Genomic DNA, 11,508 nt, shown 5'->3' with positions numbered 1-11,508 from the left:
TCTACCTTTTTCCTGCCCGTTCGCGGTCGTTTTCTGCCCGCCGGACATGCCCGCCGTCTGCTTGTAGGCTTGCCGTGGTGCGCGAAAAGGGCGGTGTGATCGATGCGGAATACGGGAAAGAGACCTTCTCGCTTCCCCGGCACCCGCAGATTCCGCGAGGCCTATCGAGAGCACTGCGGGCAGACCACGGCCCAGATGTGCGAACAGCTTTTCGGCACCCGATCGCCACGTGACAGGCGTCCCGTGAACGGCAGGTCGCAATGACTTCGGCGCGTGAGGTTCCCGACCCCTCCTCCGCCTTCAGCGCCACCCGCCAGTGGGTTCCCTCCCGCGGCCTGTCCAACGGGCTCAATGCCCACGCCTGGGGAATCCTGGCCGACTTGAGCGAATCACAGGTCTACAGAGTGCTTTTCGCCCTGACCGACGCGGGAATCGCGGGCTACGTCCTCCCGGTGCGCGCGACGACCAAGCTGGAGCCCAGCGATCCCGAGATCGTATGGCGACTCTGGGTCGGCAGCCAGCGGTACGGCGCAGCCCAGGATCTGCTGATGGAGCTGCTCCGCTACGGCCGCGAGCGACGCCGCCCGCCCCCGGTTCCGGTTCCGGGCCGCCGCCGCCGAATGCGGGTGCGCCTGATTCGCAAGTCATCGTAGTTCCGTGCCCCGGAGTTCAATTGCATCACCGGCTGCCGCGGAATATGCTGCCCGCCAACGCGAAACGGCCCGGAACCTATTGGTTCCGGGCCCCTGAGCAGCAGTGGAGCTAGATTGAGATCGTGTCTTCACGGCCAATCCGCCCCTGCTGGAACACGAACTGATCAAACTCGCCGCTCTCTCACAAACCCGGCCGCCGCCCTGGAGCGCCGCGGTGTCGAGCCCCGGACCGCACGGCTGGCCGATTTCGGATGTTCGAGAGACGTTGGTGGCTAACCGATCAGCGGTTGGCCGCCATTCGTTCGGGCAACCTGATTGATCCGTTAGCCGCGCACCACGGGCAGGGCTTCAGGCACTCGGTGTGAGGACAGTGCGGTCGAAGGGGCCACCATGGGTTGCGGCGTGCGCGACCGCGTCGTTGACCTGGTCGAGGTCGAACCGGGTGACGTGTTCGGGGGTGAGGTCCAGCGCACCCGAGGCGATGAGGCGGATCATGCCCACGTTCGCGGTGCGTGGATACATCCACTGCCCGCGGATGGTCAGCGAGTTGCGCATGATCCACGGGTAGGGCAGAGCGAGGTCCGCGCCGCCGAGCATGCCGACGCCGCCCATCAACACGACCCGCCCGTACTCACGCACCGTCATGGCTGCCGCCTGGGTAATCGCGCTGGGCGCTTGCGGCGGCAGGAGATCGAGGACGAGGTCGATCGGGCCGTCGGCGGCGGCGCTCATCGCAGCGCGGTCGGTATCGTCGTGTCCAGTGAGCTCGACCGGGCTCACCCGCGGGCCGAACCGATCGGCGAGCAGGTCGAGCACGGCCCGGTTACGTCCCGGGGCCACCACGTGCCCGGCACCCATGGCGAGCGCTACCGCTACCGCGCTGCTGCCGAGATTGCCGGTCGCCCCACTGATCAACACCGTCTCGCCGGCCTCGAGTCCACCGGCCAGCAAGCCGCCATAGGGAATGGTGTACACGCCGAGAGCCGACCACCGTGCCGGATCGGCTGCGGCCTGTGCGGGTAAGGGAATGGTGTACACGCCGAGAGCCGACCACCGTGCCGGATCGGCTGCGGCCTGTGCGGGTAGCGGATACACATTCTCTGTGGGCACCCGCATGAGCTCGGCGAAAGGTCCGTCGTGCAGGTACCGGGCCAGTTGTGCACCGCCGGGACCACGAGAACTCCACCCCTGCAATGTGATGTCCGGTGTCAGGGCATCGTCGCGGGCTCGTACCGTCGAGTCGCACCAGACCAGGTCCCCCACGTGCAGCTTGGTCGCATCCGGACCCACGCGGGCTATTCGGCCGATGCCGCCGACCCCGGGTACGACGGGCGGTTCGAGTGGATAGCGCCGTTCGCCGCTGAACACCTCCGCCGCGTACGGAGGCACACAGGTCGCCAAGACCTCGACCAGTACCTCACCGCCGCCGGTTTCCGGATCGGGCACGTCGTGCACCGTGAGCGGTGAACCGAACTCGGTCAATGTCGCTGCGCGCATGGGGAGCCTTTCTGTTCGCTTTCCACCACGCTAGGCAGGACAAGGGCATGCGGGAAGCGAGGATTCGGCATCTCTGGTATGCGTAATAGGCATGGACGTGTCGAGCGCGAATCTTGGGTGCTCTGCCAGATCGCCGAATCAGGCAGCTTCACCGCCGCCGCCGAACGGCTGGGCTACACACAGTCGGCGGTCTCCCGCCAGGCGATCGCCCTCGAGCGCAGCGCCGGCGTCACCCTGTTCGAACGACGGCCCGACGGGGTACAGCTCACTCGGCCCGGACTGACACTGTTGCGTTATGCCCGAACGATTCTGGCGTCGGTCGACGCGGCAGCACGTGACCTGAACGGCGATGCTCCCCCCGCGAAGGTGGTGCGACTGGGGTTGTTCCTGAGCGCCGGAGCGGTGATCCTGCCCATCGCGCTCGCCCGGCTTGCCGCGGTCGCGCCACAGGTCCGGGTCACCACCCGCGAAGGCACCACTCCCAGCTTGACTCGGGCATTGCGCATCGGCTCGATCGACATCGCCGTACTGTCCTCGCGTCCACCGCACCGGCCACCGGACAGCGAGTCACCACGCCTGCACATCACCACAGTCCAGGACACCGAACTTCTCGTAGCGGCGTCGGCCACCGGCACGTTCGCGGGCCGCACGTGGGTGCATGTCGACGAACTGGAAGACGCATCCTGGATCGCCGCCGCTTCGTCGAGCGCGGAACCACTGCTCGGCGTCTGGCCCGGTTTGCCAGGGCGAGCGCGCATCGTGCACAGTGCTCGCGACTGGCTGACGAAATTGCATTTGGTCGCCGGTGGATTCGGTGTGACCACCGTTCCGGAAAGTATGTCGCCGGCTTTTCCACCCGGTGTCATCGGTTTACGAGTCCAGGGGGCACCACCGGAAATCCGCCGGGTTCTCGTGGCCCGGCTCCCCGGCGCCGCCACACCCGCGATCACGACAGTCACCCAGGCGATCACATCGATCGTCGGGCAGTGACGACCGCCGACTCGCCAACTGCCGCTATTCAAGCAAACGCGACCGACAACCGACCGTTCCCGCTGCCCTGCCCATTGGTCTTGGATCATGCTGTGACCGAGCCGAATTCGGTGATGACCAGGATCGACGGATCGACGTCACCAGACCTGCTAGCGGGAATCACCCACCCACACAAGACAAATGGGTGCTTCGGCCGGGACGACTTCCATGTCCACTTCGACCACAGGCAAGTCACCCGCGCAGCGCGCCCACCGACCGGACCACGCACCGGCCGATCTAGGTTGGGTCCGAGCCGGGCGGTAGTCCCGCTGATCGTCATCTGCCAGTGTTCGGTGGCGGGACGGGTAGTCGCACCGTGACGCAGAGGCCCCCCGCGGCCCGGGGGGTAAGGGTGAGGGTTCCGTCGTGTGCTTGGGCGATGCTCTTGACAATGGCCAGGCCGAGGCCGAGGCCTGCGTGATCACTGCGGATGCGTTCGGTGCCGCGCCGGAACGGTTCGGAGAGTGTCGAGACGAGCTGTGGAGTGAGTTTGTCGCCGGTGTTCTCGACAGTGAGCGTGACGGACGCTGGACTGATGGAGGTGTCGACCTGCACGCTGCCGTGTTCGGGGAGGTTGTGGACGATGGCGTTGTGCAGGAGATTCGTGGCCATCTGCAGCAAGAGAGCGGATGAGCCGATGGTGGGGCTGATTTCCCCAGAGTTATCGATGGTGACCCCGTGCTTCTCCGCGAGGGGGAGGAGTGTTTCGGTGGCTTCTTCCGCTACAAGGGACAAGTCGACGTGTTCCCAGGTGAAGGACCGCTGGTCGGCACGGCTGAGTAGGAGCAATGCCTCGGTGAGTTCGATCGCTCGGGCGTTGACGGCGCGGAGACGTTCGGTGAGCTCGTCGTTGCCGCGGTCCGGATCCTTGCGGGCGACGTCGAGAAGGGTCTGGGTGATCGCCAGTGGGGTGCGTAGTTCGTGTGAAGCGTTGGCTGCGAACCGCTGTTGTTCGGCGACATGTGCTTCCAGCCGTTCGAGCATGACGTCGAAGCTGTCGGCGAGTTCGCGGAACTCGTCGCTGCGGCCTAGCAGCCGGATTCGGTGGGACAGCGATCCGTTCGTGGCCAGCCGTGTGGCCTCTGTGATGCGATTCAGCGGGGCTAGCATGCGTCCGGCGAGAATCCACCCGCCCAGGAGACCGAACACCAGCAGGAACGCCAGCACCGCGGCTGTCGCTGTACCGAAGATGACCGGGCCGAAGTTGTGTGAGTTGAAGACGCGCGGGAGATTGGAGAGGCTGGGAGCGAAATTACTGGCGGGCCCGCCTCGCAGCAGGAACGCCCACACAGCAGCGAGCAGCAGAGTACCTGCGAGTATGAGGAATCCGGCGTAGCTGAGGGTGAGTTTGAGGCGAACGCTCAATCCAGGCGCCCTATCCATGAGCCGCTCCTTCTCACGCGGTGTCGATGCAATAGCCGACGCCGGCCACGGTCGCGATGATCCAGGGTTCGCCGAGGCGTTTGCGCAGCGCCGAGACGGTGATGCGCACGGCGTTGGTGAACGGGTCGGCGTTCTCATCCCACGCCCGCTCGAGGAGCTCCTCGGCGCTGATGACACCGCCTTCGGCAGTGATGAGGACTTCGAGCACGGCGAACTGTTTCCGGGTGAGCGCGACGTAGCGGCCGTCGCGGTGAACCTCGCGGCGGAACGGGTCCAGACGCAGACCGGCGATCTCCCGCACGGGCGGCCTATTACGGACGCGCCTGCGGTCGAGCGCTCTGAGGCGGAGCACGAGTTCTCGAAGTTCGAACGGCTTGGTGAGGTAGTCATCGGCGCCGAGTTCGAACCCGGTGGCTTTGTCGTCGAGCCGGTCAGCGGCGGTAAGCATCAGGATCGGCATGCCGCTACCGGAAGCGACAACGCGTTTGGCGATCTCGTCACCGGAGGGGCCGGGAATGTCGCGGTCGAGGACGGCGATGTCGTAAGCGTTGATGCTCAGCAGTTCCAGAGCGGTGTCGCCGTCACCGGCGATATCGGCCGCGATCGCTTCCAGACGCAGACCATCGCGGATGGCCTCTGCCATGAACGGCTCGTCCTCGACCACCAACACGCGCATGCTCTGGATGCTACGAGCCCGCGCATATCGTCGGCATACCAAAAACCGCATACGCGCCGACAACACCACACTGCCTTGACTGACACCATGCGTCACACAACCGCGATACGAACAAGGTCCTCCAGGACTCACAGGCCGACCGGCGGCGGCCTGGTCACCGTCACGGCTGCGATCCGCACACGATCCGAGGATGCCGAAGTGACCGGCGCTGCCGGTCGAGCCGGTCCCGAGCCGGTGCGGTGGAAACCGCCCGCCCGCATCGCGTTCCGATTCTGCTTCCTGTACTTCGGCTTGTACTGCTTACTCACTCCGCCGATCGTCTGGGTGCTGACCGGATGGTTCGGCCGCCGGCTGGGCTCCGGCGCGCAGTACTGGCATATCCGGAAATCGCAGCCCGCCCTGAATTGGGTGGGCCACCACCTATTCGGTACTACCGCACAGCTGTATTCGAACGGCGCCGGTGACCAGACCATCTTCTGGGTACTGTTGTTCTGCATTCTGGTCGTGGCGGTGGCCGGGACAGCGGTGTGGTCGGTGCTGGACCGGCACCGCACCCAATATCGAACACTCGCAGGCTGGTATCTCCTCGCCATCCGGCTGTTACTGGCCGGCCAGATGTTGAGCTTCGGCTTCGCCAAGGCGATTCCGACGCAGATGCCCCAACCGTCGCTGACCACGCTGCTGACCAAGTACGGCGACCTCACACCGATGGCCGTGCTGTGGGCGCAGGTAGGTATGTCGAGACCGTACGAGATGTTGCTCGGCGCCGCGGAAATCACTGCGGCGATCTTGCTGTTCATTCCGCGGACCGCGCTGCTCGGCGCGCTGCTGACCCTGATCGACACGCTGCAGATCGGCGTGCTGAACATGACCTTCGATGTGCCGGAGAAGATTTCGTCCACGCACCTTCTGTTGATGTCGTTGGTGCTGCTCGCGCCCGACGCACGACGGCTGGCGCGAGTATTGCTGCTCAACCGCACCACCGGCCCTTCCGCCGTGCCGCATCCGTTCCACACCACGAGATCTCGCCGTATAGCGGCGCTGGCGCAGGTCGCGCTCGGCATCTGGATTGCGGTGGCGCTGGTGCTCGGCGGCTGGCATGCCTGGCGTGGTGGTGGGCCCGATCGCCCCAAACCTCCGCTGTACGGCATCTGGTCGGTGTCGCAATACACCCGCGACGGCCAGTCGGTGCCGCCGCTGACCACCGACGAAACCCGTTGGAAAACGGTGGTGTTCGATTATCCGAATATGGTTACCTACCAGCTGATGGACGACACCCTGGTGACCGTTCCCGCCGACGTAGACGCCGCCGCCCATAGAATCCGGATGATTGCGGGGACGCAGCAATCCGGATCGGCGGCCACACCCGGCCGCACTCAGAATCCGTTGGCCGCACTCATCTTCCAGCAACCCGCTCCCGACAAAGCCGTGCTGACCGGCGAACTGGATGGCCACCAGGTGACACTTGCACTCGACCGGATCGACCCAAACAGCTTCCCGCAGCGAAGCACAACCTTTCACTGGGTGCAGAACAGTCCGCATTTCTAGCCACCCGCACTTAGTTAGATTGTGCGGTAGGCCTTTTCGTTCCGGCTGGCCGGTTCGCCCGTCCCGGCATAGGGGTCGATCACGAACGCCATGTAGACGAACGTGCCCGTCACCAAACTTGCGGTCCGAGCCGGGCCGAGACCGCAGTGATCGCGGCCCAATCGCGGTCGAATCGTCACGGTGATCGGCGACCAGCCAGATCACCTTGGCCTTGGTCGCTTCGTCGTAATTGGCGGGCACGATCTGCCGCCAATTACATGCTGGGACGCCGCGAAACCCCTGCGACGGCACCGCACCCATGACACTGAGTTTGGCTAACGATGCCGAACGTGATGCCAAATCAACGCGAAAACGGCCCGGAACCATAGGTTCCGGGCCGTTCTGCCTAGTAGCGGGGACAGGATTTGAACCTGCGACCTCTGGGTTATGAGCCCAGCGAGCTACCGAGCTGCTCCACCCCGCGTCGGGTAAACAGAACAGTACACGGAGGTGGCGGATACACCAAAACGGCTGCGGACCTCGGTGGTTCGGTGTGCCGCCACGGCTGGGTGGCGGAGGGATTGATAGCGTCAGGGCGATATGTCCCCTACCGATTCCCGAAGCACGCTGCCCATTCAGCGGGTGCGGGCGATTGTCGAGTTGGCGCAGCGGCGCGGCTGGGATGTGACGGGCATGCTGGACGATGCCGGGATTGCTCCGGAGCTGTTGGCGGAGGGGCGATCTCGGGTCACCCTCGAGCAGGTCGTGGAGATGGTGCAGCGGCTGTGGCGGGTCACCGATGACGAATTGCTCGGGCTGGGGCTGCATCCGATGCCGCGCGGCACGCTGCGGCTGGTGTGCTTCGGGCTGGTCGGGGCCTCGACACTGGGCGGGGCGATTCGCCGGTTCGAGAGTTTCCGCCGGTCGCTGCCGGGTTTACCTCCCATCACCCTGATCGAGCACGACGGTGAAGCGCGGGTGATCTTCGATATCAGCGAGGTCAGCCAGCCGGTCGGCATTGTCATCGACACCATGCTGACGATTACGCATCGGTTCATCGCCTGGGCGATCGGCGGGCGGCTGCGGCTGCGCCGGGTCGAGGTGCCGTATCCCCGGGACCCGGAGGTCGATGATTACGAGTTGATTTTCGGTGCGCCCGTGGTCTTTTCGGCGCCGGCGCCGATGCTGGTCTTCGATGCCGCGCTCTTGGATCGGCCGACCACGCGCACCGAGGACGAGCTGCTCGTCTTCCTGCGCAATGCCCCGGCCGGTGTTCTCGGCCCGCGCGACTATTCGGTATCGCTCGCCTCGCGGGTCCGGCGCATTCTCGAACAGGGACTCACCGGCGCGTGGCCGAGCATCGAGGATATTGCCGCCGCACTGTCCATGAGCCCGCAAACGCTGCGGCGCAAGCTGCGTGAGGAACACACCTCGCCCCGCGAGATCCGGGAACACATTCTGCGGGACGCCGCCATCGCCAGTCTGGTGCGCGGCGACGAGACCGTGTCCGCGCTGTCACGACGACTCGGCTTCTCGGAGCCGAGCGCCTTCTCCCGGGCCTTCCGGCGCTGGACCGGGAGCGCACCGGGCTCCTACCAACGCTGACGCTCGAGCATTCCGGTCAAGAAGTCGAGCGAGCCGGTCATAGGCGTACCGGACAAATCGCCATACCGTCACGGCAGAGCCGATTAGAACAGAGGAGTTCACTCGTGGCCCTGCACCGCTCGCCGTGGATGGATGAGGACCTGGACGCGCTGTCCGATCTGGCGCGCAAGTTCTTCGAGAAGGAATGCGCCCCCAATGAGGACCGGTGGGCGCGCCAGCACCATGTCGACCGCGAACTCTGGAACCGCGCAGGCGAATTGGGCCTGCTGTGCCTCAGCATTCCCGAGGAGTACGGCGGTGGTGGCGGCACCTTCGCGCATGAGGCCGTCGTGCTGACCGAACAGGTTCGCGGCCTGTCCCCCAGCCTCGGCAATCCCGTGCACAGCGGGATCGTCGCGCACTATGTGAACGCGTACGGCACCGAGGCGCAGAAGCAGCACTACCTGCCGAAGATGGCGTCCGGCGAACTGGTCGGCGCGATCGCCATGACCGAACCCGGCACCGGCTCCGACCTGCAGGGCATCAAGACCAAGGCGGTCAAGGACGGCGACGACTACGTCCTCAATGGCGCCAAGACCTTCATCACCAACGGCTATCTCGCCGACCTGGTGATCGTGGCCTGCAAGACCTCCGAGGGCAAGGGCGCCGACACCGTCTCGCTGGTGCTGGTGGAGACCGAGCGCGAGGGTTTCCGCCGCGGCCGCAATCTGGAGAAGATCGGCCAGCACGGGCAGGACACCTGTGAGCTGTTCTTCGACAATGTCCGTGTGCCGCAGTCGAATCTGCTCGGCACCGCCGAGGGCATCGGATTCATCCAGCTCATGCAGCAGCTGCCGCAGGAGCGCCTCATTCTGGCCGTGATCGCCGCGGCCGCCATCGAGAAGACCGTCGAGGTCACCCTCGCCTACACCAAGGAGCGCGAAGCCTTCGGCAAGCCGATCTTCGCCTTCCAGAACACCCAGTTCACGCTGGCCGAATGCGACACCATCAAGACCATCGCCTGGAGCTTCACCGACGACTGCGTCAATAAGCACCTGCGCGGTGAACTCGACGTCCCCACGGCCGCCAAGGCCAAATGGTGGCTCACCGAACAGCAGTGCAAGGTCGCCGACGAATGTCTGCAGCTCTTCGGCGGCTACGGCTATATGGCCGAATACCCGATCTCCCGGATGTACGCCGACGCCCGCATCCAGAAGATCTACGGCGGCACCAACGAGATCATGAAGCTGATCATCGGCCGCACGCTCTAACCAGCACCGGCAATAGGGCGGCCCCGGAGAAATTCTCTCCGGGGCCGTCCCTGTGCAACGGCAGCACCGGCCTGGGCCGCCGTAGACTCGGCATCATGCGAATCGCCATTATCGGAGGGCATGGTCAGATCGCCTTGCAGCTCACGCGCTTGCTCAGTGAGCGCGGGAATGTGGTGCAGGCCGTCATTCGGAACCCGGCGCACGCGGGGGATGTGGAGGCAGTGGGCGGGCAGCCCGTTGTGCTGGATCTCGAGGGGCCGGGGGCGGATGAACTCGCCGCGGCGCTGAGTGGTGTGGACGCGGTGGTGTTCGCGGCGGGGGCTGGGCCGGGCAGTGGTGTGGAGCGCAAGTACACCGTTGATCGGGACGGGTCGGTGCGGCTGGCCGAGGCTGCGGAAAAGGCCGGGGTGCGGCGGTTCTTGCAGATCTCCACCATGGGCGCGGGGAGGCCTGCTGCCGGGGGCGATGAGCAGTGGGTTGCCTATATCGATGCGAAGACGCAGGCGGAGAACGACCTTCGAGCTCGGGACCTCGAGTGGACCATTCTGCGGCCGGGACGGCTCACCAACGAGTCCGCGACGGGAAAGGTGCTGCTCGCGGAAAGTGTTGCCGCCGGCAGCGTGCCGCGCGCCGATGTGGCGGCGGTCCTCGCCGAGTTGCTGATCACCGGAAACGCGGCCGGCCGGGTTCTCGAATTGATCAGTGGGGATACCCCGGTCGAGGCGGCGGTCGCCGCCATCGCCGACTGACACAGCTGCCGAAACAGCCTCGGCCACAGCGGAAATGCAGCAGTGCCCGGCGACGATCAGCGCACCGGGCCCCACGCACCGCTGACGGATTCAGAGCAGGATGGTTGGGTCCGCGCGATCCGGACTCTGCGGGGGAGCTCACCTGAAGCGTGAAAACAGCTCCCGGAGAACAACTCCGGGAGCCGCCATCACCGCCCGCCGAGACTGGCCGCGGCCTCGTCGCCGACGTACGCCCCCCCAGAGTCGGCGGTACGGGCCCTCCGTTGTGAGCAGGTCGGCGTGGCGGCCGGTCTGCAACAGGCGGCCCTCGCCGACAACGACGATCATGTCGGCGTCCGCGGCGGTGGCCAGGCGGTGCGCCACGACAATGGTGGTGCGTCCTGCGGTCAGCAGATCCACGGAGGCGCGGACGCGGGCGTCGGTCGCCAGATCCAGTGAGGCGGTGGCCTTGTCGAGAATGAGGATGTCCGGGTTCCACCAATGGCGCACGCGCCAGCGCGAGCAGCTGACGCTGGCCGCCGAGAGGCTGTCACCGTGCGCGCCGATCTGCCGCAGGAGCCCTTCCTGTTCGGCGATGTCACAGCGCATCGGGATCGACGCCACCATCGCGCTCGCCTTCGGATTTGTCGGCTGCGGATTGCTCGGCCTGTCCACCAGCAGCGCGCAGACCCGGTATCCGGTCTACGCCGCCTGGCTCATTGTCACCGGAGTCGGTGTGACACCGGCACTTCCGACTCTCTCGGGCGCCATCGCCGGATCGCTGCCGCCCGCACAGGCCGGGGTCGGCGCGGGATTGCAGACCACCACCCGGGAATTCGGCAGCGCCCTCGGCGTAGCCGTCATCGGCACGGTGCTCACCGCGCGATTTGCCGCCGCGCTACCGCAGGACGTCCGCGCCGGCCACAATCCGCACACCGTCGCCCAGGCCCTGGCCACCGCGCCCGGACGCAGCCGCGACATCATCACCGCCTTCATAACGGCGGCGGACGCCGGACTGCGGGTGGTCGGGGTGACCGTGCTCGTCCTCGGCGCGCTCGTGCTGCTGCAATCGCTGCTCTCGCGGCGCGGCAGCACCGCATAGACGGCCCTGCTCAGTGGTGGCACTGTCCGCCCTTGCGACGGCATTCCCCGTCGCAAGG

The 11,508-nt window shown here is 66.0% G+C and carries 11 protein-coding genes and 1 tRNA gene; 7 read left to right on the top strand and 5 right to left on the bottom strand.

Annotation, left to right across the window (positions count from 1 at the left end; all coding sequences use genetic code 11):
• Positions 1 to 260: 260 nt before the first annotated feature.
• Positions 261 to 653 carry a hypothetical protein gene (locus OG716_RS38545; RefSeq protein ID WP_405135139.1) on the top strand — a complete coding sequence of 131 codons (393 nt, stop codon included), beginning with the start codon at positions 261 to 263 and terminating at the stop codon, positions 651 to 653.
• A gap of 348 nt (positions 654 to 1,001) precedes the next feature.
• Here the strand turns inward: OG716_RS38545 and OG716_RS38540 are convergent, their stop codons facing one another.
• Positions 1,002 to 2,150: an alcohol dehydrogenase catalytic domain-containing protein gene (locus tag OG716_RS38540; protein WP_405135138.1), complete on the bottom strand. Its 1,149-nt coding sequence runs from the start codon at positions 2,148 to 2,150 to the stop codon at positions 1,002 to 1,004.
• Between the two features lie 78 nt (positions 2,151 to 2,228).
• On the opposite strand from OG716_RS38540, the gene OG716_RS38535 reads away from it, so the two are divergent.
• Positions 2,229 to 3,140: a LysR family transcriptional regulator gene (locus tag OG716_RS38535; RefSeq protein ID WP_405135137.1), complete on the top strand. Its 912-nt coding sequence runs from the start codon at positions 2,229 to 2,231 to the stop codon at positions 3,138 to 3,140.
• 315 nt (positions 3,141 to 3,455) lie between these two features.
• On the opposite strand, the gene OG716_RS38530 is transcribed toward OG716_RS38535, so the two are convergent.
• Both OG716_RS38530 and OG716_RS38525 read right to left on the bottom strand, forming a co-directional pair.
• Positions 3,456 to 4,562, bottom strand: coding sequence for an ATP-binding protein (locus OG716_RS38530; RefSeq protein WP_405135136.1), 1,107 nt, complete (start codon positions 4,560 to 4,562; stop codon positions 3,456 to 3,458).
• A 13-nt stretch (positions 4,563 to 4,575) separates the two neighbouring features.
• On the bottom strand, positions 4,576 to 5,238 hold the full coding sequence (locus OG716_RS38525) for a response regulator transcription factor (RefSeq protein WP_405135135.1): 663 nt from the start codon (positions 5,236 to 5,238) through the stop codon (positions 4,576 to 4,578).
• A 198-nt stretch (positions 5,239 to 5,436) separates the two neighbouring features.
• On the opposite strand from OG716_RS38525, the gene OG716_RS38520 reads away from it, so the two are divergent.
• Positions 5,437 to 6,786 carry a DoxX family protein gene (locus OG716_RS38520; protein ID WP_405135134.1) on the top strand — a complete coding sequence of 450 codons (1,350 nt, stop codon included), beginning with the start codon at positions 5,437 to 5,439 and terminating at the stop codon, positions 6,784 to 6,786.
• 389 nt (positions 6,787 to 7,175) lie between these two features.
• On the opposite strand, the gene OG716_RS38515 is transcribed toward OG716_RS38520, so the two are convergent.
• Positions 7,176 to 7,249 (bottom strand) — tRNA-Met (locus tag OG716_RS38515).
• Between the two features lie 116 nt (positions 7,250 to 7,365).
• On the opposite strand from OG716_RS38515, the gene OG716_RS38510 reads away from it, so the two are divergent.
• The 3 genes from OG716_RS38510 to OG716_RS38500 all read left to right on the top strand — a co-directional run bounded on the left by OG716_RS38510 (position 7,366) and on the right by OG716_RS38500 (position 10,369).
• The gene (locus OG716_RS38510) at positions 7,366 to 8,370 is read left to right on the top strand and encodes an AraC family transcriptional regulator (protein WP_405135133.1); all 1,005 of its coding nucleotides are present in this window, start codon (positions 7,366 to 7,368) and stop codon (positions 8,368 to 8,370) included.
• A 128-nt stretch (positions 8,371 to 8,498) separates the two neighbouring features.
• Positions 8,499 to 9,620 (top strand): acyl-CoA dehydrogenase family protein, encoded by a 1,122-nt coding sequence (locus OG716_RS38505; RefSeq protein WP_355119773.1) that lies wholly within the window; start codon positions 8,499 to 8,501, stop codon positions 9,618 to 9,620.
• 95 nt (positions 9,621 to 9,715) lie between these two features.
• Positions 9,716 to 10,369 (top strand): SDR family oxidoreductase, encoded by a 654-nt coding sequence (locus OG716_RS38500; RefSeq protein WP_405135132.1) that lies wholly within the window; start codon positions 9,716 to 9,718, stop codon positions 10,367 to 10,369.
• A gap of 138 nt (positions 10,370 to 10,507) precedes the next feature.
• On the opposite strand, the gene OG716_RS38495 is transcribed toward OG716_RS38500, so the two are convergent.
• Positions 10,508 to 10,957 carry a hypothetical protein gene (locus OG716_RS38495; protein ID WP_405135131.1) on the bottom strand — a complete coding sequence of 150 codons (450 nt, stop codon included), beginning with the start codon at positions 10,955 to 10,957 and terminating at the stop codon, positions 10,508 to 10,510.
• Here OG716_RS38495 and OG716_RS38490 point away from each other — a divergent pair.
• The gene (locus tag OG716_RS38490; protein WP_405135130.1) at positions 10,944 to 11,450 is read left to right on the top strand and encodes a hypothetical protein; all 507 of its coding nucleotides are present in this window, start codon (positions 10,944 to 10,946) and stop codon (positions 11,448 to 11,450) included. The two genes, OG716_RS38495 and OG716_RS38490, sit on opposite strands and share 14 nt — an antisense overlap.
• Positions 11,451 to 11,508 lie beyond the last annotated feature (58 nt).

Origin of the sequence: Nocardia sp. NBC_01388, from assembly GCF_045040085.1 — a bacterium.
Taxonomy (GTDB): domain Bacteria; phylum Actinomycetota; class Actinomycetes; order Mycobacteriales; family Mycobacteriaceae; genus Nocardia.
The sequence above is the reverse complement of the archived record's forward strand: the minus strand, read 5'-3'. Positions and strand labels throughout refer to the sequence as shown.

Coding starts and splice junctions, on each gene's coding strand:
- OG716_RS38545 (WP_405135139.1), top strand. CDS start 261: ATGACTTCGGCGCGTGAGGTTCCCGACCCCTCCTCCGCCTTCAGCGCC.
- OG716_RS38540 (WP_405135138.1), bottom strand. CDS start 2,150: ATGCGCGCAGCGACATTGACCGAGTTCGGTTCACCGCTCACGGTGCAC.
- OG716_RS38535 (WP_405135137.1), top strand. CDS start 2,229: ATGCGTAATAGGCATGGACGTGTCGAGCGCGAATCTTGGGTGCTCTGC.
- OG716_RS38530 (WP_405135136.1), bottom strand. CDS start 4,562: ATGGATAGGGCGCCTGGATTGAGCGTTCGCCTCAAACTCACCCTCAGC.
- OG716_RS38525 (WP_405135135.1), bottom strand. CDS start 5,238: ATGCGCGTGTTGGTGGTCGAGGACGAGCCGTTCATGGCAGAGGCCATC.
- OG716_RS38510 (WP_405135133.1), top strand. CDS start 7,366: ATGTCCCCTACCGATTCCCGAAGCACGCTGCCCATTCAGCGGGTGCGG.
- OG716_RS38505 (WP_355119773.1), top strand. CDS start 8,499: ATGGATGAGGACCTGGACGCGCTGTCCGATCTGGCGCGCAAGTTCTTC.
- OG716_RS38500 (WP_405135132.1), top strand. CDS start 9,716: ATGCGAATCGCCATTATCGGAGGGCATGGTCAGATCGCCTTGCAGCTC.
- OG716_RS38490 (WP_405135130.1), top strand. CDS start 10,944: ATGTCACAGCGCATCGGGATCGACGCCACCATCGCGCTCGCCTTCGGA.
- OG716_RS38495 (WP_405135131.1), bottom strand. CDS start 10,957: ATGCGCTGTGACATCGCCGAACAGGAAGGGCTCCTGCGGCAGATCGGC.